24 protein-coding genes are annotated in these 23,146 nt (G+C 44.5%); 12 read left to right on the top strand and 12 right to left on the bottom strand.

Going from position 1 to position 23,146, the window contains the following annotated elements:
* Window positions 1-37: 37 nt before the first annotated feature.
* The 3 genes from bmrD to NST79_RS05340 form a co-directional block, all read right to left on the bottom strand.
* A complete protein-coding gene (bmrD, locus tag NST79_RS05350) occupies window positions 38-2,059 on the bottom strand; it encodes a multidrug resistance ABC transporter ATP-binding protein/permease BmrD (RefSeq protein WP_198878825.1) in 2,022 nt (673 codons plus the stop codon).
* Window positions 2,056-3,813 carry a multidrug ABC transporter ATP-binding protein BmrC gene (gene bmrC / locus NST79_RS05345; RefSeq protein WP_003233295.1) on the bottom strand — a complete coding sequence of 586 codons (1,758 nt, stop codon included), beginning with the start codon at window positions 3,811-3,813 and terminating at the stop codon, window positions 2,056-2,058. Before bmrC ends, bmrD begins: the two co-directional genes overlap by 4 nt.
* A 119-nt stretch (window positions 3,814-3,932) precedes the next feature.
* The gene (locus tag NST79_RS05340) at window positions 3,933-4,094 is read right to left on the bottom strand and encodes a hypothetical protein (RefSeq protein ID WP_072175824.1); all 162 of its coding nucleotides are present in this window, start codon (window positions 4,092-4,094) and stop codon (window positions 3,933-3,935) included.
* A 163-nt stretch (window positions 4,095-4,257) separates the two neighbouring features.
* Between NST79_RS05340 and NST79_RS05335 the strand changes: the two genes are divergently transcribed.
* Together NST79_RS05335 and nhaC are read left to right on the top strand one after the other, a co-directional pair.
* Entirely contained in the window at window positions 4,258-4,758 is a 501-nt protein-coding gene (locus tag NST79_RS05335; RefSeq protein ID WP_015252456.1) for a universal stress protein, read from the top strand.
* Between the two features lie 126 nt (window positions 4,759-4,884).
* Complete coding sequence (nhaC, locus tag NST79_RS05330) at window positions 4,885-6,246, top strand: Na+/H+ antiporter NhaC (RefSeq protein ID WP_077670569.1); 1,362 nt, start codon at window positions 4,885-4,887, stop codon at window positions 6,244-6,246.
* A 42-nt stretch (window positions 6,247-6,288) separates the two neighbouring features.
* Here the strand turns inward: nhaC and dat are convergent, their stop codons facing one another.
* Window positions 6,289-7,137, bottom strand: a complete 849-nt coding sequence (dat, locus tag NST79_RS05325; protein WP_017695386.1) for a D-amino-acid transaminase — start codon at window positions 7,135-7,137, stop codon at window positions 6,289-6,291.
* 284 nt (window positions 7,138-7,421) lie between these two features.
* Between dat and NST79_RS05320 the strand changes: the two genes are divergently transcribed.
* Complete coding sequence (locus tag NST79_RS05320) at window positions 7,422-8,270, top strand: polysaccharide deacetylase family protein (protein ID WP_003245705.1); 849 nt, start codon at window positions 7,422-7,424, stop codon at window positions 8,268-8,270.
* A 23-nt stretch (window positions 8,271-8,293) separates the two neighbouring features.
* Here NST79_RS05320 and srtN read toward each other — a convergent pair whose 3' ends face one another.
* The 3 genes from srtN to NST79_RS05305 all read right to left on the bottom strand — a co-directional run bounded on the left by srtN (window position 8,294) and on the right by NST79_RS05305 (window position 10,478).
* Entirely contained in the window at window positions 8,294-9,037 is a 744-nt protein-coding gene (gene srtN, locus NST79_RS05315) for a sirtuin NAD-dependent deacetylase (RefSeq protein ID WP_003233309.1), read from the bottom strand.
* Between the two features lie 69 nt (window positions 9,038-9,106).
* Entirely contained in the window at window positions 9,107-10,222 is a 1,116-nt protein-coding gene (gene mscY / locus NST79_RS05310; RefSeq protein WP_069322485.1) for a small-conductance mechanosensitive channel protein MscY, read from the bottom strand.
* A gap of 148 nt (window positions 10,223-10,370) precedes the next feature.
* Window positions 10,371-10,478, bottom strand: coding sequence for a YhdX family protein (locus NST79_RS05305; RefSeq protein WP_009966908.1), 108 nt, complete (start codon window positions 10,476-10,478; stop codon window positions 10,371-10,373).
* 233 nt (window positions 10,479-10,711) lie between these two features.
* Here NST79_RS05305 and NST79_RS05300 point away from each other — a divergent pair, with 233 nt between their 5' ends.
* From NST79_RS05300 to crcB, 3 genes are read left to right on the top strand one after another with little or no spacing between them, the layout of a single operon-like run.
* Complete coding sequence (locus tag NST79_RS05300) at window positions 10,712-11,443, top strand: glycerophosphodiester phosphodiesterase family protein (RefSeq protein ID WP_003233314.1); 732 nt, start codon at window positions 10,712-10,714, stop codon at window positions 11,441-11,443.
* Complete coding sequence (locus NST79_RS05295) at window positions 11,430-11,825, top strand: CrcB family protein (protein ID WP_181216928.1); 396 nt, start codon at window positions 11,430-11,432, stop codon at window positions 11,823-11,825. Before NST79_RS05300 ends, NST79_RS05295 begins: the two co-directional genes overlap by 14 nt.
* Entirely contained in the window at window positions 11,822-12,178 is a 357-nt protein-coding gene (crcB, locus tag NST79_RS05290; protein WP_131227265.1) for a fluoride efflux transporter CrcB, read from the top strand. The genes NST79_RS05295 and crcB overlap by 4 nt, the downstream gene beginning before the upstream one ends.
* A 13-nt stretch (window positions 12,179-12,191) precedes the next feature.
* Here the strand turns inward: crcB and NST79_RS05285 are convergent, their stop codons facing one another.
* The gene (locus NST79_RS05285; protein ID WP_192858342.1) at window positions 12,192-13,577 is read right to left on the bottom strand and encodes a hemolysin family protein; all 1,386 of its coding nucleotides are present in this window, start codon (window positions 13,575-13,577) and stop codon (window positions 12,192-12,194) included.
* A gap of 326 nt (window positions 13,578-13,903) precedes the next feature.
* On the bottom strand, window positions 13,904-15,085 hold the full coding sequence (locus NST79_RS05280; RefSeq protein WP_024572997.1) for a pyridoxal phosphate-dependent aminotransferase: 1,182 nt from the start codon (window positions 15,083-15,085) through the stop codon (window positions 13,904-13,906).
* 156 nt (window positions 15,086-15,241) lie between these two features.
* On the opposite strand from NST79_RS05280, the gene cueR reads away from it, so the two are divergent.
* Complete coding sequence (gene cueR / locus NST79_RS05275) at window positions 15,242-15,673, top strand: Cu(I)-responsive transcriptional regulator (RefSeq protein WP_010886460.1); 432 nt, start codon at window positions 15,242-15,244, stop codon at window positions 15,671-15,673.
* Between the two features lie 60 nt (window positions 15,674-15,733).
* The gene (locus NST79_RS05270) at window positions 15,734-17,068 is read left to right on the top strand and encodes a hemolysin family protein (RefSeq protein ID WP_009966903.1); all 1,335 of its coding nucleotides are present in this window, start codon (window positions 15,734-15,736) and stop codon (window positions 17,066-17,068) included.
* A 65-nt stretch (window positions 17,069-17,133) separates the two neighbouring features.
* Here NST79_RS05270 and NST79_RS05265 read toward each other — a convergent pair whose 3' ends face one another.
* Both NST79_RS05265 and akrN read right to left on the bottom strand, forming a co-directional pair.
* A complete protein-coding gene (locus NST79_RS05265; protein WP_003233335.1) occupies window positions 17,134-17,733 on the bottom strand; it encodes a 1-acylglycerol-3-phosphate O-acyltransferase in 600 nt (199 codons plus the stop codon).
* Between the two features lie 392 nt (window positions 17,734-18,125).
* On the bottom strand, window positions 18,126-19,121 hold the full coding sequence (gene akrN / locus NST79_RS05260) for an aldo/keto reductase AkrN (protein ID WP_003245422.1): 996 nt from the start codon (window positions 19,119-19,121) through the stop codon (window positions 18,126-18,128).
* A 197-nt stretch (window positions 19,122-19,318) separates the two neighbouring features.
* Between akrN and sigM the strand changes: the two genes are divergently transcribed.
* Genes sigM through NST79_RS05245 form a run of 3 tightly spaced genes read left to right on the top strand, consistent with a single transcriptional unit; the run spans window position 19,319 to window position 21,154 of the window.
* On the top strand, window positions 19,319-19,810 hold the full coding sequence (gene sigM, locus NST79_RS05255; protein ID WP_003224177.1) for an RNA polymerase sigma factor SigM: 492 nt from the start codon (window positions 19,319-19,321) through the stop codon (window positions 19,808-19,810).
* On the top strand, window positions 19,800-20,876 hold the full coding sequence (locus NST79_RS05250; RefSeq protein WP_010886459.1) for an anti-sigma factor: 1,077 nt from the start codon (window positions 19,800-19,802) through the stop codon (window positions 20,874-20,876). Before sigM ends, NST79_RS05250 begins: the two co-directional genes overlap by 11 nt.
* Window positions 20,864-21,154 (top strand): anti-sigma-M factor, encoded by a 291-nt coding sequence (locus NST79_RS05245; RefSeq protein WP_003233341.1) that lies wholly within the window; start codon window positions 20,864-20,866, stop codon window positions 21,152-21,154. The genes NST79_RS05250 and NST79_RS05245 overlap by 13 nt, the downstream gene beginning before the upstream one ends.
* Window positions 21,155-21,185: 31 nt before the next feature.
* Here NST79_RS05245 and NST79_RS05240 read toward each other — a convergent pair whose 3' ends face one another.
* The gene (locus NST79_RS05240) at window positions 21,186-21,614 is read right to left on the bottom strand and encodes a GNAT family N-acetyltransferase (protein ID WP_212060143.1); all 429 of its coding nucleotides are present in this window, start codon (window positions 21,612-21,614) and stop codon (window positions 21,186-21,188) included.
* Between the two features lie 109 nt (window positions 21,615-21,723).
* Here NST79_RS05240 and NST79_RS05235 point away from each other — a divergent pair, with 109 nt between their 5' ends.
* A complete protein-coding gene (locus NST79_RS05235) occupies window positions 21,724-23,133 on the top strand; it encodes a PLP-dependent aminotransferase family protein (RefSeq protein WP_167560067.1) in 1,410 nt (469 codons plus the stop codon).
* The last annotated feature ends 13 nt before the right edge of the window (window positions 23,134-23,146 follow it).

The raw sequence follows: 23,146 nt of genomic DNA, 5'->3' as shown, positions 1-23,146 counted from the left end.
AAAAACCCAAAACACGATTGTTTTGGGTTTTTGAGCGTTATGCAATGGAATGTTTCTGTCCCTTTTGCAGTTCATACATTTGATAATATTGGCCTTCTAATGCAATCAGTTCCTCGTGGTTCCCTCTCTCAACAATTTCTCCTTTATCAAGAACCAAAATCTGATCAGCATTTCTGATTGTTGAAAGCCGGTGAGCGATGACGAAGGTGGTGCGTCCTTGTTTGACGACATCAAGCGCCTTCTGGATCACGGCCTCTGTCTCTGTATCAATATGCGCCGTTGCCTCATCTAAAATCAAGATCGCGGGATCAAACGCCAAAGCTCTAGCGAAAGAAATTAACTGCCGCTCTCCAGAGGATAGCGTGCTGCCTTTTTCAATCACGGGCTCATTAATGCCCTTCGGAAGCTTCTTAAGAAGAGGCTCAGCACCGACTTGCCGCAGTGCATTTTTTATTTCTTCTTCAGTCATTCTTTCGTCATCCAGACTTACGTTAGATCCGATTGTGCCCGAGAATAAGTACGGGTCCTGAAGCACAATACCCATATGGGATCTGAGTTCCTGTCTTGACATGTTGTAAATGCTTTTTCCATCAATTAAGACATCACCTTTTTGCGCATCATAAAAACGAAACAGAAGATTCAAAATCGAGCTTTTTCCTGATCCGGTATGGCCGACGAGCGCTACGGTTTCGCCTTTTTGCGCAGTAAAGGAAATATGCTTTAATACCTCTTCACCTTCTTGATACGCAAATGACACATCACGAAATTCAACCCGCCCCAGCGCGCGCTCCTTCGCCGGTTCACCCGCTTCTTCTGTATTCTTTTCTTCAAGCAGTTCAAAAACACGCCCGGCGGAGACCCTTGCAAGCTCCAGCTTTGAAAACTGATTGACGATGCCTGTGATCGGCTGAAATAACCGGTTCAAATAATCGACAAACGCGTACAGCACACCGATAGAAACAATCCCCGCCGCATTCAGGCTCGCACCGCCAAAATGCCAGATCAGACAGACGAACGCAAGATTGCGGATGACATTGACCAGATTATGGGACATTAAGGAGTTTAAATTCAGCATCCTGTTTTGGAAATAAAAATGTGATTCATTTAATTCCTCAAATTCTCTCATTGTTTCCTTTTGATGGCGGAAAGCCTGAATAATGGTCATGCCTTGAATTGACTCATTCATTTTTGCGTTAATGTCACTGTTGATCGAGCGGATTTTTTGGTTGTAATATGACGCATATCTCCGGTATATGACCGACCACAGCCAGATAATCGGCACAATTGCCAGACATACAAACGCAAGCTTCACATCAAGCAGAAACAAAGCCGTGAATATCCCGAACATATAGATTCCGCTTGTCACAAATGTTGAAAGCACTGTGACATATAAATCCCTAATAGCCTCCGTATCATTGGTAATCCGCGCAACGACTTTTCCGGCCGGAAGGTTGTCAAAATAGCGAATCGGCATTTTCTGTATGTGCGAAAACACGTCCTGCCTCATCTTTTGAATAATCCGATTGGCGCTCATCTGCAGCAGATAATGCTGTCCGTATTGAAAGAATACCGAAAACACAAGCAAGCCCCCATACAGGCAGATCAGTAACACCATTCCCTTTATTTCCGGCTGATAGAACTGGAAAAGTTCCTGCTTAGTCAGCTTTTCGGCAGCATATGCCCGGCTCTTGTCTCCGTTTGTGATCGTCAGCTTCCCGTCAGAAACCGTTCTATTCCCGTCGAAGCTGACAGCCTGATCAACAAAATAGAACGCCATTCCCACTTGATAAATATGCGCTTCTTTTGCTTTTGAAACAGGCTCCTGCAATCGGTCCTCTCTGACATATGAGACGCCGTGAAACTGAATGGCATTTTTATCTTTTTCCGCAGCTTCATACCATGTTTTCTCAATGCCGAGGATATGGTCGTCTATCATTTTTTTGCCAATAAAGGGCCCAGTCAGTTCTGCACCGACGGCAACAGTTAGCAAAAGGACGGCTGTGATCAGCAATTTTCGATAAAGAAGTGCGTATCTCCATAACGTTTTTCCTATTTTCATGCCCCTGCTCCCCCTTCTTCCGCAGTGAACAGCTGCTGTCTTTCATATTGTTCCCGGTACCACCCATTATTGGCCAGCAGTTCTTGATGCGTGCCTCTCTCAGCAATGACGCCGCCGTCCATCACAAGGATCAGGTCAGCGTGCTCTACCGCGGATAATCGGTGTGTCAAAATAAATGTCGTTTTTCCTTTGCGGTTTTCTCTGATGTTCTTGATAATTGCAGCCTCTGTTTTGGCATCTACAGCGGAAAGTGAATCATCCAGAATCAAGATTTCCGGATTCGCCATGAGTGCTCTCGCGATCGAAATTCTTTGTTTCTGCCCGCCTGACAGTGCCACGCCTTTTTCACCGACCATTGTCTCCAGACCGGACGGAAGCATGTGCAAATCTTTTTCAAAATGTGCTTCGGCAATGGCTTGCTGAACCTCTTTATCAGTTGCATCCTGTTTTCCGTATAAAATATTTTCTTTTACAGTCCGTGAAAACAGTAAATGATCCTGAGGCACATATCCGATCCATCCGCGGAGACGGTCAAGAGGGATTTGCTGAATCGGTACACCTGAAAATGTAATGCTCCCTTCACCTGGAGGATACTGGCGCAAAAGCTGCTTAATAATTGTCGTTTTTCCGCTCCCGGTTTTACCTGCAATCCCGACAGTCTGCCCTTTTCGCACCGTAAATGAAATATCCTGAAGATTGTCACTTGTTGAGCTTGGATATGTAAAACTGACATGACTGAAAACGATATCTCCAGGCTCTTTAAGATCAGCGGGCTGTTTTGGATCTGTCACATCCGTTTCATAAGAAAGAGTTTCATTTACCCGATCTAATGACGCATTGCCGCGCTGCATCACATTAATGAGTTCACCGATTGCAAACATCGGCCAAATCATCATGCCGAGATAAACGTTAAAGGACACTAACTCTCCAAGCGTCAGCTCGTTCCGGAATACAAGAAACGCTCCGTAGCCGAGCCCAATCAGATAGCTTGCGCCGACAAGCAGTTTTACCGTCGGCTCAAACAGTGAATCAATAAAAGCCACTTTCATATTTTTCTGATAAACATCAGCGGTCATTTCATTAAACCGGCGAACATCGTTTGTTTCCTGAACATACGCGCGAATCACCCGCACGCCTGAAACAGATTCCAGCACTCTGTCATTCAGCGCCCCGAACGCGTTTTGGGCCTCAGTAAACCGCTCATGAATTTTACTTCCATATAGACTGATTGCAATCGCCATGACTGGAAGCGGGGTAATGGCGGCAAAGGTCAGCTTCCAGCTGATCAAAAACCCCATTGTCAAAAAGATCGTCATCATAAACATCGTAGAATCGACTAACGTCAAGATGCCAAATCCTGTCGTTAAACTGACGGCCTGAAGATCATTTGTCCCTCGTGCCATTAAATCGCCTGTTCGGTTTTTTTCATAAAACGGCGGCGACATAGTCAGCAAATGCCCCATCAGCTTCGTACGAAGAATTTTCTCCATCAGATTCGCTCCGCCAAACAGCTGATGCATCCAAAAATAAGACATGATATACACGGCCGCCGTCAGCACAAAAAAGATACCGATATAAAACAGCAGCCCTTCCGCAGTAAATGCCCCTGTTTTCATATCATCTATGGCGTTCCCCAAGAGCTTAGGCGGAAACATTTCAATGACATTGACTGCTAATAAAAGGACAATCGCAATCGTATAGCGCAGCCAGTACGCCTTAAAAAACCAGCCAAGCTTTTTCAAAACTGAAAACATCTATCCCCATCTCCTCATCAGCCGCCTTCTATTTTTTCCTTGCAGCTTTTTTCATCCAATTTGGCACGAACAGCCCTCGCCTCTGTATTTACCTTCACATCCCATACACCTGTCTTTCCTTAGATTTTGTATATAAAAAAGGCATGAAGCGTCAGCTCCATGCCTTTTTTAACCGATATGTTACGCACAGCGCTTTTCAGCGCGCGGTCCCACCTAAAAAACCGTTCACGAAAACAGAACAAAAGGTTTGCCGCGCCAATATGAAACTGTTTGATAAACACGCAAATTCCTTGGCATAGCAAACCCTCCTTCCATTCTGATTTCATCTTTTTATCATCATATAAACAAAACCTTTTATAGTCAATCATTACTTGAATAGGAAAAGGTTAATTGTGCTCAAATTCGGGTAGTAGTGTTGTAAGACGCTTTGAAAGGGTGAGAAGGATGTTCCATGCTGACCGTATCATCGTTGCGTTTGACGGAAGTGAAAATAGTAAGAAAGCGCTTCAGACAGCCATTGATCTTGCTAAAACCGTAAATGCCGCTATTACCGTCGCCCATTCACATGATATGAAAGACAATCAGACCGTCATCGACCCGCCCAGACCCGCAGCTGAGGCAAGCTATATCAGCGGAGGCATGACAAGTGTTCCTGATCCGCTGATATCGGATGTAACATCACCTGAGCCAATGATCTATGAAGACCGTACGGAAGAAGTCATCGCCGAAGCCAGAATGATGCTGAATGAACAGCAGGCAGATGGAGATATCGATATATTAGAAGGCGATCCGGCTGAATCAATTATCGAGCATGCAAACCGCATTTCTGCCGATATGATCGTAACCGGAAGCAGAGACCAAAACAGGCTGAAAAAGCTAATATTCGGAAGTGTAAGTGAAAAGCTTTCAGCGAAATCGGATATACCCGTCCTGATTGTAAAGTGAGCACGCCCTGTGCTCACTTCTTTTATATTCATAATTGTGAAAAAACATAGATTTTCGTTTTTTTCTGTTATAATGCTTTCGTGCCCAAAAGCACAAAAGCATTAAAGATAAATATGGGGTGTTATTTTGGATTCTCAAAAAAAGCTGACGTTTCCGTTAGCCGTCGGTTTATTTATATTGATGTTATGCATTATTATTTCTTGCTTATTCTTGCTTCATGTAGAACCTCATATCCCGCTGTTTTTAAGTGTTGTCATGCTTTCAGCAGCAGCTTTATGGTTTGGATTTTCCTGGAAGAGTATTGAAAAAGGGATTGTAGACGGGATCAAAAACGGCGTACAGCCGATTATTGTTCTAGCGCTGATCGGCATCTTAATCGGCGCCTGGATGTACAGCGGCGCAATACCGACTGTGACAGTTTATGCCCTATCCTTTATTGAACCAAGCCACCTTCTGTTGACTGCTTTGTTTTCATGTATGATCATCAGCACACTTGTTGGCTCAAGCCTGACAACTGTAAGCACAATCGGAGTAGCGCTGATCGGCGTGGCGAGCGCGGCCGGCGTTCCGCTTGAATGGACAGCAGGCGCAGTCATATGCGGCGCTTGTTTTGGGGATAAAATGTCGCCGATGTCGGACACAACCAACTTTGCAGCCGGAATAGGCGAAATACCGATCTTTGAACACATTCGCCATATGATGGGCACAACCATTCCAGCTTTGCTCATCACTGTCGTTCTGTTTTACTTTCTCGGTTCATCAGTGTCAGCGGACGCTGCTTCAACCGAGAATATTCAGCAGGTCATAACCGGAATAAAAGATGCCGCAAACGTGACACCGTGGGCCCTTCTTTCTCCGCTCTTAGTCGTTTTGCTGGCAATAAAACGGGTATCAGTAATCCCCGTTCTGACTGCCGGAATTATTTCCTCGGGAATTTTGACTGCTATTTTTGTACCCGACAGCAGCCTGCAGGCGTTTATGACAGCTTTGCAAAATGGCACAACTTTCGAAACTGACAATGAGGCAGCCGCTAAAATTATTAACAGAGGCGGACTGCAATCCATGATGGGCTCTGTCTCTCTCATTATGATTGCTTTTGCACTCGGCGGATTGATGGAGAAAATCGGATTGATTTCTGCACTATTGGAAGGCGTCATGAAAGGCATCCGCTCAAAAGGCCGTCTAGTTGCAGCAACTGTCTGCTCAAGCATCGGCGTCAACTTGGCAACGGGCGAACAGTATTTATCGATATTAATACCGGGACAATCATTTAAATCTTTATATGACAAACGAAACATCCAGCGAAAATTTCTGACAAGATCATTAGAGGACGGCGGAACATTAATTAACCCATTGATTCCTTGGGGCGTCAGCGGCGCATTTATGGCGAGCGCACTTGGTGTTCCAGTCATAGACTACATCCCGTTTACGTTCTTCCTCTATATATCGCCAATGATCTCCATTTTGATTGGATTTGTTAAAAAATAAAAAGAGCCCCGCTGTAAAAAGCGGGCTCTTTTCTTCGTTCATTTATGAAATGCTAGCAGCCTGTTGAATGCTTTCTTGAAAAGCAGCCTGAAGCTGTTTGGTCACCGGTCCGGGTTTCCCGCTTCCGACCGATTGTCCATCGAGCGTCACGACCGGAATAATTTCTGCCGTCGTTGACGAAATAAAGATCTCTTCCGCCTGTTTCAACTCTTCTTCACTGACAGGAGTCTCATCCAGTTTGATCCCATTCTTCTCAATCAGTCCTAAAATATTCATCCGTGTAATTCCATTGAGAATGAGCCGATTAGCCGGATGTGTTCGCACTGTGCCGTTGATAACGGCATAAACGTTAGAGGATGTACCCTCCGTAACAACGCCGTCCCTAAGTAAAATGGCTTCAAATGCTCCGGCTTCATAGGCCCTTTGCTTCGTCATGACATTATACAGTAAATTCAGACTTTTGATATCACATCTTAACCAGCGAAGATCCTCATCTGTAATGGCTGCCACTCCGTATGCCTGCTCTTGCTCCGGTTTTTTCACCGTAAACGTATAAGCAGTAGTCTGCGGCTCGAGGCCGGCTTCATACTGGTGTTTTCGCGGGGCCACACCTCTTGTTGTCTGAATGTATACCGCTCCCTCACTGACCGCATTTTCCTGTACAAGCTTTTGCAGGTCCCACTCGAGATCTTCTATACTGAATGGCAGTGAAATTCCGATTTCAGCAGCACTTCTGAAAAAACGCTCTGCATGCTCACGTAAGCCGAACAATACTCCTTTGTACACCCTGATCACTTCATAGATGCCGTCACCAAACTGATAACCGCGATCTTCCAAATCGATTGATGCTTCACTGCGCCCAATCAGCCGGCCATTGACTAAAACCTTCATAAAAGCCCTCCCTTTTCGAGATGTCCCTGATGTCATTCAAGCTGTCATTATCACTAATTCTACCATATTGGACAAGCTGAAAAACAGAAAGATCAAGAGATCTATAGCGGAAAGGAGTTTATTTTTTCCTTAAAATCTGACATTTCGACAAATTTTCTATGTGCTTTCCAGTTTTATTCCTGTATACTTGACTGGTAATACATAGGTTGTAAACATAAGGCATCTTCATAAGCTGCCTGCTGTACAGCATTATGTAGAGATTTTATGCCAATGGAGAGATTGTTATGCGACAAACGAGAGGAGAGGCTTCTCCTTCTGCAGTTTCGCTTGCTTTTAAATTTGCAAGTTTAGCAGTTTTATGTGTGCTGCTTTTGCTTATGGTGATTTTGGGTTATTCCAACAGTTCAACGAAAGCAAAGGAAGTCACTGTCACAACAAACGGCCAGCTTCGAGATGAGAAGGAAAGCCTTAAGCTGAAAAACGACTCCCCCGATCTCCTGATAAAACATCTGCAGACAAAGCAGAACATGGGAGATAAAACGGTTTACTTAACCTTCGACGACGGCCCTTCAGCCGTTACAACCCGCTTGCTCGACGTACTGAAAAGCGCTGATGTAAAAGCGACGTTTTTTATGCTGTCACCGCGGATGAACGAATTCAAGCAGGCTGTGAAAAGAGCAGAAAAGGAAGGCCACGCACTCGGTTTACATGGCGTTACCCACAATAACAGATTGTTCTATCAAACACCGACATCTCCGCTAAAAGAAATGCAGGAGGCGCGTGACACGCTGCAGGACATTACAGGATATAAAACCGATCTTGTCAGAACGCCATACGGAAGCAAGCCGTCACTAACCGCCTCACAAATTCGCAATCTTGAGAAAGATGGGTTTGTGTACTGGGATTGGACGATCGACAGCATGGACTGGAAATACCGGAATTCACAGTATGTGACCGCCGTATTACAGCAGCTTGAGAATATGGAACACAGCTCTTCAAGCCGCCCAAATGTAATTCTCATGCATGATCTTCCTGCTACTGTAAATGCGCTGCCGGTACTAATCAATAAATTAAAAGAAAAAGGCTATTCCTTCGGAGTGTTAGAGGACACAATGGTTCCTGTTCATGAATAAAAAAGTGAGGCGCATAAAGCGGCTCACTTTTTCATGCCCAAACTTCGGGCAAACTCGCCGATTTTTTGATGGATGACCATGTCAAACAAGCTGTCGCAATACGTTGGTTCAAGGTTTATGATGACTTTCTTCATGCCGGGAATCAGGCTTGCATCCTCAGGCACAAATCTAGCCGGAGCCACTTCGAGAGACGTGCCGATAACCAATAAAAGATCTGCTTGATCCAGCTTTTCATAAAGGGTGTCAAAGTGCATGACGGCATCGCCAAAGAGAACAACATCGGTTTTTAATACCGTTCCGCAAATGTCCCCATTGTTTCCGGCCGCCGTGCACTCCGGCACCTCCCGCTCCAGCAAATGGGGAAGATCATATCGGGCGCCGCATGCCGGACAAGCTGCTGTCTGGATAGAACCATGCAGTTCGTACACATGCCTGCTCCCCGCTTTTTTATGAAGACCGTCAATGTTTTGCGTGAAAATATCGACCTGCTTCCCTTGCTTCTCCAGCTCAGCTAAAAGCAAATGGCCTTCATTCGGTTCAAAGCTGCCGCTCATTTTCATCTGGAACAATTCTTTGAATTTGGGCCAAAACAGACGCGGATAACTTAAAAAATAATCAAGGCTCATCGCTTCCATTCTTGAGGCATCCTCCGTCCAAATGCCCCCTGCTGAACGAAAGTCGGGGATCCCTGATTCTGTGCTCATTCCCGCTCCGGTCAGCACAACAATTCTCTGTGCTTCATGTAGAATACTTTTGAATGTTTCCAACTCAACACCGCCTTTTTCTCTTATTTTACCATGAAAAAGACTCCGCCTCTGTCAGACGAAGTCTCTCTTTTAAGCCCGTTCCTTTTCCTCTTTATTTAGATTCACCTGGAATGGGTCGCTTTCGTGCTTTTGCTTGACAACAACCATTTGGCCGGGATATGCAAACTGAACGCCTTCTGCACCTAAAATCTCAATAATTTTATAGTTGATATCCTCTCTAATATTAAGGTTTTCAGCCCAAACCGTCGTTTTTGTATAGAAGTTAAAAAATAAATTGTAGTAGCTGTCGGCAAACGTATCAAAGTTGACCATGATTATTTCATTATCAACGCCCTCATGCTCTAAGAGCATTGTTCTGAGAGAATGAATGGAGCGTTCAAGGTTCTCAATCGGCGTAGCGTAGGACACATGGATGGAAAACGTAATCTGGCGTTTGGTCATTCTTGTCCAGTTCGTGATCGCTTCCATCGACAGCGTAGAGTTCGGCACCGTTACAAGCGCCCCCTGTGCTGTTCTGAATCTCGTGCTCCTAAAGGTAATATCCTCGACTGATCCTGTTACTGTCGACGTCTCCACCCAGTCACCAATTGTAAACGGCTTTTCAGTAATAATGATAATACCGCCGAAGAAGTTGCTGATGGTATCCTTCGCGGCAAGCGCAAAAGCCAGTCCGCCAAGACCAAGGCCCGCTACAAATCCGTTGACATCATAATTGAATTCCTGAGCGATCACACTGACACTGAGCGCAATGATCACAAAACGGAGCAATTTGGATAAAAACGGGGCCAGAATGTCATCCATGTCAAGCTCGAAGCGCTGGTTCACCTTATGGAAGATAAACGACGATGTTGCGGTCAAATTACAAAGACCCCAACACAAGAGCGCCACAATCAGTGAGCGGTATATTTTGCTGATGACCGGCATTTGCTCATCTAAAAACGGTGAATACCGGATCGCTAAAAACAGCCCAAGGGCAACAAAAAACCATCTGGCCGGCTTATCAAACGCCAGAACCACCTGTTTAAAAATTTCTGTTTTCGGCCGGTTTGTCAAATTAAAAAGCAGGTTAAAAAAATATCTTGTGAATAATTTTCTAAGTATAAGAAACACCAGCAAAATCGCCAAGCTGATGCCGATTTGTATGATGTTATCAAGCGTAAAATACTGCTGCAGATAATCCGGCATGACTGTCTCCCCTCTATCCCAATCAATTGTTTATTATACTAAAATATTCGTAAGGATGTTCATTTAAATGTCTTATGCAGCACAAAACCCCGGCGAAACGCCGGGGTCATTTCTCAATTCATCTATCAGCCAGATTCAATAGGGACAGTCACTTACCTTTTTTCGTTTGTGTCTGATCAAGGAGAGTTGCTTTTTGCATTTCAGCATCCGTTTCGGCTTTAATTCTTTCCTCCACTCTGATTCTCCCTTTTCCCATGATCTCGCCTCCTTTTTTGCTATTATAAAGGATCATATTTTGTTGTGAACATGTCGAAAGACCTAATTTTCTGACGAAATGTGTTCTGATACGCTGAGTGTCTTTTTTTAGTTATACGCATTCCTCAGCCCGGACCATTCCGATATGGCAGAAAAAATTCACCAGTTTGTATCGCGGTGCATATATGGTTTTGATACAATAACAGAAATGCCCATACGAGGAGCTGACTTAGCTTGTACATCATTGCCCATCGCGGAGCATCCGGCTACGCTCCGGAAAATACGATTGCCGCATTTGACCTTGCGGTGAAAATGAATGCAGATATGATCGAACTGGATGTCCAGCTTACAAAAGACAGGCAGATTGTTGTGATACACGATGACAGGGTTGACCGAACAACAAACGGATCGGGCTTTGTTAAGGATTTTACCTTGGAGGAATTGCAAAAACTCGATGCAGGAAGCTGGTACGGTCCCGCTTTTCAAGGAGAGCGTATTCCAACCCTGGAAGCGGTGCTCAAGCGCTACCACAAAAAAATCGGCCTTTTAATTGAACTAAAAGGCCATCCGTCTCAAGTCGGAATTGAAGAAGAGGTGGGACAGCTATTAGGGCAATTTTCTTTTTCTATCAATAATATTGTTCAATCCTTTCAGTTCCGCTCCGTCCAAAGGTTCCGCGAGCTTTATCCTTCGATTCCGACAGCGGTCATTACAAGGCCCAACTTTGGCATGCTGTCCAGAAATCAGATGAAGGCCTTCCGCTCTTTTGCAAACTATGTCAATATAAAACACACACGGCTTAACCGTCTGATGATCGGCTCCGTCCATAAAAATGGCTTAAACATATTTGCATGGACTGTCAACAATCAAAAGACAGCGGCAAAATTACAAGCCATGGGCGTGGACGGCATCGTTACAGATTACCCGGATTTCATCATAAAGGATGGCAAACATGAAAATATATAGCGCTGTTTTTATCGGAGGCGCGCTTGGCGCCTGCCTCCGATACGGATTAAACTTATGGATACACACCGGTCAGTTCCCGGCGGCAACCTGGCTGGAAAATGCGGCAGGCAGCCTTCTATTAGGCATTTTGACCGGATTTTTTCTGATCGGGGCAAAACGGCCTCTGCTGTCGGCTTTTTTAGGCACTGGCTTTTGCGGAGGCTTCACAACAATGTCCACGTTTTCTAAGGAAACAGTGATGCTTTTGCAAGGACAACCTTCACTGGCTGTTTTATATGTGGCAGCCTCATTGATATCAGGGATCATATTTGCACTGATTGGTGTTTTTGCGGGACGGCGCATAGCAGGCATTCAGCAAAGAAAGGGGCTGCAGGAAAGATGACACTAGCGGGTATTTTCATAGGGGGCGGACTTGGCGCAATGCTTCGGTTCTGGCTTGGCAATGTCATAACCGCCAAAACCAAAGGTCTGAGCCTGCCCATTGGCATACTGACAGTCAATATTCTCGGAGCTCTCGGGCTCGGAATATTTACAGGACTTCACGTTGCAAATGCTTCGGTCTCGCTTATCATCGGCACGGGGTTTTTTGGCGCCTTTACGACCTTTTCCACTTTCAGCGTTGAAAGTATTCAACTCCTTATGGCCAAACGTGTAATAGAAAGCATCTTGTACATCGCCCTGACACTTTCCGGGTCGCTTTTGGCATTTTGGTGCGGCTGGACAATCACAATGTAAAAAAACCTTGAGCTTATTTCTCGCTCAAGGTTGCACTGTTTAGCATCACAGGCTCAGGCAGCGGCAGCTTGTGGTGCGCCGTAATTCCGGTTGTGTTGCCGGTTTCTTCTTTTATATCGATTTGCTTGATTAATCGGCCGTCCATCTTCAGCACCTTTATCGTATATGAACCGATGCGAATGGATTCACCAGCCTCAATATCGATGTTTTCTTTTAATATCAGCCCGCCGATCGTATCGACGTCTTCTTGAATCGATGCGCCAAGAAGGCTGTTCACCTGATCGATCCGAACCTTTCCATCCATCACATAATGGCCGTCGCCAAGCTTTTGGATCAGCGGCTGTTCATCTTCATCAAATTCATCTCGGATCTCTCCGACAATTTCCTCAAGAATATCCTCTGTCGTCACAAGTCCCGAGGTTCCTCCGTATTCATCCGACAATATAGCCATATGAATGCGCTCGCGCTGCATTTTAATCAGCAAGTCATGAACCGGGATCGTTTCAATCACTTCGATGACCGGCCTCACATACGGATGGATCGTCATCTTCATTCGTTCTTCTTCTGTCATAAACAGCAAATCAGAAAACAAATGCTTCGTATTGACCAAACCGAGCACACTGTCTTTGTCTCCATCTGTGACTGGCCAGCGCGTGTATTTTTCCTTCAGCATGACTTCAAGCATCTCGGCCATCGTCATCTCAGTTGACACAGCAGCCATTTCCTTCCGCGGTATCATAATTTCTTTGGCGATCCGATTATCAAATTCAAAAATCTTATTCACATATTTATATTCAGACGGATTAATCTCTCCGTTTTTTAAACTCTCAGATAACAGCATCCTGAGTTCTTCCTCAGAATGGGAACCATCATGTTCTGACGCAGGCTTCAAACCGAACATCCCGCATAAAAGCCGCGCCGATCCATTGAGGATCCAAATAAACGGAAACAGGAGCAAATAGAATAAACGCAAAGGGCCCGCTATCAGTAAAGTCAGCTGTTCTGCCTTTTGAATCGCGACCGTTTTCGGGGCCAGTTCACCTACAACAACGTGCAGGAACGTGATCAAGCCGTACGCGACTGCAAAAGAGACTGCATGTGAAACCGAGTCCGGCAAGCCGATCGGTTCAAACAGTGGATGCAGCAGCCGTTCAAAGGCCGGCTCACCCAGTACGCCAAGCCCGATTGATGTCAATGTAATGCCTAGCTGGGATGCGGATAAATATTCATCCAAATCTGTAATGACACGCCTTGCGAGTATCGCCCGTTTGTTTCCTTCTGTGATAAGCTGATCTATTCTGGATCTCCTCACTCTAACAATCGCAAACTCGCTTGCAACGAAAAACGCGGTTAAAGCAATGAGCACGCCAATTAAAATCAGACTGTCAATATCGTCCATTTAACCCTATCCTCTCAACAAAGGATAAGGAGTCACCTCCTGATATAATCATTTTTCCTTAACATTGAGGTACGCGGTGTATTGTTGCCTAAGCAGAGGGCCCCATCATACCACCTCCAAAAGTCAAAGTTTGATTATAAATTGTATATTTTATTGTAACACAACTCATTCCAAAAATGATTTTTAATTTTTAGACTTTTATCATGAAGAAAACCTTAACTGCATGCCTGCTTGTCAATTCTGCGCCTGTCTGGATTCGAAGAGGAAGGATTTTGCGGATATAAAAAGAAAACAGCTTTGAAAACTGTTTTCTTTTCTTTGCCTTCTTAAGCAAAATCTTTATATAAAGAAATGAAAATGTCCCGTGAGTTTTTAATCTGCTCGATCGGCACACTGAAGGATAATCGGAAATGCCCGCTCATTCCAAAACCGCTGCTCGGCACAATTAATAATTTGTATTTTTGGGCGGCATGCACGCAAAATGCAACTTCATCTTCAATCGGCGATTTCGGAAAAACAAAGAAACCTCCCTTTGGCATTTCAAATTCAAAACCGGCTTCTTTTAAAATGTCTACCATTAAATCCCGGCGCTCTTTATAAGCGCTCGCGTCTACTCTTAAATCATCCATTCGTGCCACAGCCCGCTGCATCATGACAGGGGCATTCACAAATCCAAGCGTTCGATTACAATACACAAAAGCGTTGATCAAAAGGTCCGCATCCGGCATTCGGCTGTCCAATCCGATATACCCGAGCCGCTCCCCGGCTATGCCGAGATCTTTACTGAATGAGCTCGCCAATATCACACGATGGTACGATTGAAACGGATTTGCCAGCTCTTCATCATAGATTAATTGACTGTACGGTTCATCAAACAGCACATAAATCGTCTGGCCGCTCTTCTCTTCTATTTCTTTTAATAAAGCGCCTAAATCGTCTATATTTTTCTGGCTGAGAACCGTGCCTGTGGGGTTATGCGGTGTATTGAGGATCAGCCCTTTCGTCTGTGGAGTGATCGATTGCCTTACCGCTTCAATGTCGATCTCAAACCGGCCTGTCAACGGGCAGCTGACGGCCTTTCCCCCGTAGTTCTCAATATACAACTTATATTCGGCAAAATAAGGTGCGAGAATAATGACCTCTTCCCCAGGGTTTACGATGCTTTTTAACGCAACATTCAAAGCGCCTCCCGCGCCCACCGTCATGACGATACGCTCCGCTGAGAAATCAGCTTCAAAACGCGACCCCAGAAATTGCGCGACTTTTTCTCTCGCTGCAGGAAGCCCTTGGTTTTGTATGTATCCGTGGCTGCCTTTTTCAGCTTCCTCTATTAACGCTCTCTTAAAAGCTTCAGGCGGTTCAACAATCGGGTTGCCGAGTGAAAAATCAAATACCTGGTCTTCCCCGAACTCCTTCTTCAGCCTTGCACCTTCATCAAACAGCTTGCGAATCCATGATCCTTTATTTAAATTTTCTTCAACTTCCCGGGATAACCCAGCCAATTTCATCTGTCCCTTCCGCATATAAAAATTTGAAAATTCTATCTTCCTATGTTACTTCAATCAGATGATGAATTCCACAACTTCCAATTCCGGTCTGAAAAAAACAATAAACTTGTGCAAGACACCGTTCATATATTAAACTATTCTCATAACTATAACGTGATGGTTGGGAGGGATATAGATGGGGCTGAGACTTATCGCATCAGTGAACTAGCGGCACTCGCCGGAGTAACGAAACGGACAGTTGATTATTATACGAATCTCGGTCTGCTTACGCCGGCCAGATCCTGTTCAAATTACCGTTACTACGACGAAAATGCACTCAAACGACTTATATTTATTGTAGATTGCAAGAAGCAGCGATTGGCCCTGTCCGATATTAAAGATCGACTGGAGAACCAGTTTCCCTCTTCAGCTAAACTTGATGATGAAATTGGAAATCTGGCATTAGAAATTGATCATATGAATCAAAACATCTCCGGAATCTTGCATCGGTTTGAACGGCTGAAGCCCGAGGATCGTGACAAGCTGAAAAGCAAACTCCCGCCTGAAAAGCTCGCCGTGTTCCAATCATTTATGCTGCTGTTAAGTTAAAACCATTTTATCTAACAGGAGGTGTTACCTTCATTCTCATTGCTAGAGTGAAGGTTCTAATTGGACATAGTGAATTTGATTTTAGTTGCTGTTTTAATCGCCCTGACGGCATTTTTCGTGGCATCTGAGTTTGCCATTATCAGAATCAGAGGCTCACGGATCGATCAGCTGATCGCGGAAGGAAATAAAGCAGCAATAGCCGTAAAAAAAGTGACCACGCATCTTGATGAATATTTATCTGCGTGTCAGCTCGGAATTACATTGACTTCCATCGGATTAGGGGTTTTAGGTGAATCAACGATCGAAAGGCTGCTTCACCCGCTTTTCGTACAAATGAACGTTCCAGGTTCCCTTTCACATGTCATATCGTTTATTTTTGCGTATGCCATTATCACGTTCTTACACGTTGTTGTCGGAGAACTTGCACCTAAGACAGTCGCTATCCAAAAGGCGGAAGCAGTGTCTATGCTGTTTGCGAAACCGCTGATTTGGTTTTACCGCATCGCGTTCCCATTCATTTGGCTTTTGAACAATTCCGCACGGTTATTGACCAAAGCATTTGGCCTGGAGACCGTTTCAGAAAACGAACTGGCACACTCAGAAGAAGAGCTGCGAATCATTTTGTCTGAAAGCTATAAAAGCGGTGAAATCAACCAATCAGAGTTTAAATATGTGAATAAAATCTTTGAATTTGACGACAGGCTCGCGAAAGAAATTATGATTCCGCGGACCGAAATTGTCAGCCTTCCGCATGATATCAAGATTTCTGAAATGATGGACATCATTCAGATTGAAAAATATACCCGCTACCCTGTGGAAGAGGGCGATAAAGATAACATTATCGGGGTTATTAACATTAAAGAAGTGCTGACAGCCTGCATAAGCGGTGAGGTATCTGTTGATTCCACCATTTCTCAATTCGTCAACCCGATCATTCATGTCATTGAATCTGCGCCAATCCAAGACCTGCTTGTCAAAATGCAAAAAGAGAGGGTCCACATGGCCATTTTGTCTGATGAATACGGCGGTACTGCCGGGCTTGTGACGGTTGAGGACATCATTGAGGAAATTGTCGGTGAAATCCGCGACGAATTTGATATTGATGAAATTAGCGAAATCCGCAAAATCGGCGAAGGCCATTATATTCTTGACGGAAAAGTGTTAATTGACCAAGTAAACGACCTGCTAGGCATTCATTTAGAGAACGAAGAAGTCGACACAATCGGCGGCTGGTTCCTTACTCAAAAATACGATGTTGAAAAAGATGATTCCATCATCGAAGAGGGCTGCGAATTCATCATTAATGAAATTGACGGCCACCACGTGGCATATATTGAAGTGAAAAAGCTTCAAGAAGAAGAACTTCTGGAGACAGCTAACCAGCAGGAAGCATAATAAGAAAAGCACCTTGTATAAGGTGCTTTTCTTATTTTACAGTTCAGGGCATCTCTCAGAACGCCTTATAGCTGATCAAGTTTATTCTCTAGTTCTTTAATCCGCTGATTCAAAGCCTCTGTCATTGCTGCAAGTCTTTCCTTTGAAGGCAGGTGGGCAAAATCAGCCTGGTGAAGAGGCTCACCGATAATCAGCTTCATTTTTCCTTTTTTGAATAATTCTTTTCCGCTTGAAGGGCCCTGATATGCAGCGGGGACAAGCGGCGCTTTCCCCATTTGCGCAATCGTCACCGCACCTCTTTTCAAAGGCACATCCTCAGAGGTTCTTGTTCCGCTTGGGAAGATACCGACGATCTCTCCTTCTTTCAGCAGCTTAATCGGCGTTTTAATACTGCTTGGCCCGGGATTTTCCCGATCTACCGGAAAGGCATGAATTTTCTTCAGAAACGAACCGATCCATTTATTTTGAAAAAGCTCTTTTTTCGCCATGTAGTGTATTTGATAAGGAAGAATCCCGACTCCGAGTGTAATCACATCAACCCAGCCGGAATGTGTACACGCGATGACAAAACCTGAATCGGCCGGAAGGTTTTCTTTGTTATACACCTTCACTCCTCCGCGAAGAGAAAGAATAACTTTTAAAGCATTTGCACAAAACTTATACATATCGCACTTCCTTTGTCGTAATCAATGATTCTTTCTGTCATCTATTATAACAACATTTTTTATTACCTGGTACTAATTTTTAAGATTTCTCCCGTTTAAACGCCAAAAAGCTGAGAATTCATCCTCAGCTTTTTGATTGTTGATAAAATCATAAAATGGTTTTCATTTTATGATTTTGTCATCTATTCAGCGTGATTGAAAACCCTTGAGTCTAGGAAAGGCGAGCATGGAGCAGACTTTCACAGGATGTGATGACAGCGGTGTTTGAGCAGGACGCCTAAGCATTTAGCCGCTGTCCCTTCATCATTCGTGAGCACCGACGCGCAGGCCTGACAACGAACTCGAGGGTTTAGTCGACACGCTGAAAGCTGAGGATTCGCCCTCAGCTTTTGTTATATTTCCTCTCTGGTCGGCGGGGCCATAAACTCCGGTCCGACAGGGTCTGATATCGTATTTTCCAATATAGTATTGATATCTTTCTGATCTTCACTGTTCAGCGTCCAGCCTGTAATCTCAGATAGGGCCTCAAGCTGCCCAGGCTTTCTTGCCCCCCAAAGAGCGATATCCGCTCCCGGCTGATCTAAGATCCATCTGACAGCCAAGTGAATCACTGATTTTCCATAACGTGTCTTCGCCAGCTTATCCAATTGATTGACAGCAGAAAGATACTCTTTAAAGCGGGGCTTCTGGAATTTTGGATCGTGATTACGCAGATCATCGCCCTCAAATGTATACTCTTCGGTCATTTTGCCTGTTAACAGCCCTCTGCATAAACTGCCGTATAATAATGTTGTTATCTTATTATCTTTCGCATAAGGAAGAACACTCTCTTCCATCTCTCTTTCAAACAGATTATATGGAGGCTGAATCGTATGGAGAGGTGCGACGGCGCGAAATGTATCCATTTGCTCAATTGAAAAATTGCTGACGCCAATCGCCCGGATTTTTCCCGCATCATATAATTCCTTCATGACTTCAGCCGTTTCTTCAATTGGCACAAGCGGATCGGGCCAATGCACCTGATAAAGATCAATATAGTCTGTTTGAAGCCGCTTCAAAGAATTCTCAACTTCCTCTACAATTCTCGCTCTGTTCGCATGGCGGAACAGCTGGTTGTTCTTCCAGTCCAGAGCCGTTTTCGTTGCGAGAATCACCTGGTCTCTTTTGCCGTACTCTTTGATTGCCTTTCCGACGATTTCCTCGGACTGCCCGAAGCCGTAAGCCGGCGCGGTGTCAATCAGTGTAATCCCCTGATCAAGAGCGGCTCGGATTGTTTCAATCGATGTTTTTTCGTCAGTGCCTCCCCACATCGTTCCGCCAATGGCCCATGTGCCGAGGCCGATTCTGGAGGCTTCTATTCCTGTATCTGCTATACTGGTATATTCCATTGTGCCACTCCTTCACTTTTTCAACTATCTTTTCCCCTCTGGAAAAAATGTTAAACCTTTCTCCGCACTATCTTTTGCGGCCATTTTTGGGTACTATATAGTAATGGTGTTTGATTAGGTATAAAAAAGCCGTTTGCATGTAATGTGCAACTTTAAACCTTTCTTATGCGTGTATAACATAGAGGGGAGAAAAGGCAGTGACGATCGATGAAATTTACCAAATGTACATGAATGATGTTTACAGGTTCCTGCTCTCCATGACAAAAGACAAGCATCTTGCTGAAGACTTACTGCAGGAAACCTTTATGCGGGCATACATACACATTCACTCCTATGATCACAGCAAAGTAAAGCCCTGGCTTTTTCAAGTGGCGCGAAACGCCTTCATTGATTACGTCAGAAAGCATAAGAAAGAAGTAACCATTTCTGATGACTTAATCGGAAGCCTCTTTCAAAATGCTGTTCAAAGTCCTGCCCATCAGGTAGAGATAAAGGAAGTGCTGACTGGTTATATGTCCGAGCTCCCCGATAATTATCGGGAGGCCTTAACGCTATATTATTTAAAAGAGTTAAACTACAAAGAAGCATCCCATATTATGAATATTTCAGAGGCGAATTTTAAAAGTGTTTTATTTCGTGCCAGACAGCGGCTGAAAGCACTTTATAATAGAGGTGTTAATGATGAATGAAGAATTTAAAAAGCGTTTTGATCAATATAAAAATGGGGAAATGAGCGACCAGGAAATGACTGCATTTGAGGAAGAACTCGAGAAGCTCGAAGTATATCAGGAACTGATTGACAGCGAACTAGAGGACGATAACGATTGGGATCTCAGCATCAGTCCTGAAAAACAAAAAGCGATTTTAGCCTACGGCAAACGCAAGTCTTATTTGCGAATTTCTGTGCTTGCCGTCATTTCGACATTGATGATTTTGCCGCTTTGTACGCTGGGAAGCTACCTCTATTACGGAATGGGTGGAAAACACAGCACCGGCAATGAGTTTATGGAAACTGCCGCAGTCACTGTAGCCCTGACCATGCCGAATGTTCTTGTTGATACTTCCGGACTGAAAAGCCAAGTGAAGCTATTTGGGATGAATACGGAATTCCCGCTGCAAAAGCAGATTGGCACGAAGACGGCTGCCGTAGGGAATGAACGGGTTGAAATGTTTTATAACAAAGTAAAAGCGCCGGCAGTAAACTACTATGACTTAGAAGTGAATAAAACCGGCCATTACTTTACACATCCTTCAAACAAGTCTGAACAAACGACCGCAAAAGCAGAAAAAACGTTAAGCACATTGCCTGAAGGAACGGTATCAGAGGTCTACCTTTCATATGACCGTGCATATCCGACAAAAGACGTGTATAACAAATTCAAAGGCTATGATGTGAGCTTTTTGTGGAACGCAATCGAAACAGAGAAAAACACAAATAAGACAGCTTCCACAGAACCTCTTGGCTATCCTGGAAAGGATTCAAAGTTCTTGGCCGCCCTTAATACAAAAGGCAAGTCGAATGGCGATCAGTTTATCAACGCCCTGAAATTCATGTCCAAACACGAAAAATGGGCTCAGGTCATTTCAAAACGGAAAGACCTGAATGTAGATAACCGATTAGATTATGTAGAGAAAAACGGTGTCAATGTATACGGTTCGGTCGTTACAGGGCCAACCAAGGAAATCCAGCGCATGCTGAAAAATAAATCTGTAAAATCAGCGAATGTCGGCGAGGTGGAATTATGGAATTGGTAAGAATTTTTAAAGAACACAATGTATTCGGCTGGATCTCTGTCGGGACAGCGGTTCTGTCCCTGCTGTTGCTGAATTTGGCCATTATCAGCAACGTCACGTTTTATTCCTATCAAATGCTTCCGTTCGCCATGGCTGCCGTTCCGTTCGGCGTTGTTGAACTCTTCATCAAGAGAGGGCGCACAGGTCCAGGCCTGCTCGGCGTCATCCTTAATCTCTTTGTGATTATTTGTGTGTATACCATTGTATCTGTAGATACGAATTTACAGTTTGGCTTTTAAAAAAGACGCCTTTTCAGGCGTCTTTTTTTCATTACACCGGTTTTCGGAACAAATAACTTTCTATAGTAAAACCCATTTTATCTGTATAAAATCGATGTGCGTCTTTACGCTGAAGGCCAGATGAAAGACTGACAAAACCAAGTCCGGCTTTTCTCGCCCAGTTTGAGGCATAATCCAAAAGCATTTTGCCGTATCCCTTTGATCGGCAAGGTGCCGTTGTAACAAGATCCGCAATCCACAAGTGCTCTCCTTTATGAATGGAAACTCTCGGCAGAGCCCCGCACAGCGCTCTGATTGCTGTATTTTCATATAAGGCAAACAGCATATACGATTCTTTCTGCACACAAGCTTCAAGCCTTTGTAGATATGTCTCGATATCCAGTTCTGTTCTCAATTCACCCATGACCGGATACGACTCAGCCCATTCTTCTATCGTGTTTAATTGTTTGATATGAATCATCTTCTCAATCCCCTTTCCTTTCGTTACAATGATCATAGCTAATAAATGGCATTTGCCAAATAGCCAATATCAGAAAAAATGACCATGCCAGATACAAAGGAGCCACGAGATGGATATCACGCCGTTTCTTGATAAAAAGAGCAAAACACCGCTGTATGAGCAGCTTTATACCTTTTTTAAACAAGAAATTTCACATGCGCGAATCACAAAGGGAACAAGACTTCCGTCAAAACGCAGGCTTTCCAGCTTGCTCGATGTCAGCACGGCAACTATAGAACGAGCTTACGAGCAATTAACTGCTGAGGGCTATGTCAAAAGCAAGCCAAAAATCGGCTGGTTCGCGGCGGAAGTAGAACCAGGCTTCCCGACAGCCCCTGACCATTTTCATCAGTCTGCACAGCCGGGATTACTTGAAAAGAACGCACCTGCTATTGACTTCCATCAGGGCAGCGTTGATCCGACCCTCTTTCCCTTTAACGCATGGAGAAAAAGCATAGTAAAAAGTCTTGAGCGCTATTCCGGATTGTTTCACACCTCTGGCGACCCTCAAGGAGAATACGAACTCAGACACATGATTGCCCGATTCGTCAGGCTGTCTCGGGGAGTAAATTGCGAGCCCGGCCAGATTATCATCGGCGCAGGAACCACCGTGCTTCTGCAAATTCTTTGCCTTTCGCTAAAGCCAGGTACAAAAATCGGTTTTGAAGAACCAGGCTTTCACCGTTCAAGAAGGATGTTTGAAGCAAATCACATGGATGTCACTCCGATTTGTTCTGATGCAGAAGGCGTCCTGCCGGATGAGCTCTACCGTCAGAATCCTTATCTCATGTATACGACTCCTTCGCATCAGTTTCCGATTGGGACCATTATGACGATTACCCGCAGACAGGAGCTGCTGGCATGGGCGGCAGAAACAAATTCATTCATTATAGAAGATGATTACGATGGAGAATTTCGCTACAGCGGCCATCCCATTCCGTCTTTACAGGGTCTTGATCCGAATGGCAGAGTCATATATCTGGGCACTTTTTCAAAGTCACTTCTGCCTTCCTTGCGGCTCAGCTTCATGATTGTGCCCCCTGAACTCATGGAACCGATCAAAAGCAATGCTCAGTTAATGAAGCAGACCGTTTCTGCCCACTCGCAATTGGCACTGGCAGACTTCATCGAAACCGGAGAGTGGCAGAAACACATAAATAGAATGAGAAGCTTATACCGAAAAAAACACGCTATCCTGTTAGAAGCCATCCGCTCTGAACTGGGTAACACCGTTGAGATTCTCGGTAAGAATTCGGGGCTTCACATCCTGCTGCGCCTTTTGTTTCCAGCAAGTGAGGAAGAAGCAATACAAGCAGCCGCAGACCACGGTGTAACCATCTATCCCGTGTCTCCCTCATATAAAGAACAGACGCCTTTTGCTTCTGTCTTAATCGGTTATGGCGGTTTGTCAGAAGAGGACATCAGGCTCGGCATCCAAAAACTGAAAACGGCATGGGCACCGTTGATATCATCTTATTAAATAAAAAACAGGC

The organism is Bacillus sp. PS196, from assembly GCF_037963555.1.
Lineage (GTDB): Bacteria > Bacillota > Bacilli > Bacillales > Bacillaceae > Bacillus > Bacillus subtilis.
The sequence above is the reverse complement of the archived record's forward strand: the minus strand, read 5'-3'. Positions and strand labels throughout refer to the sequence as shown.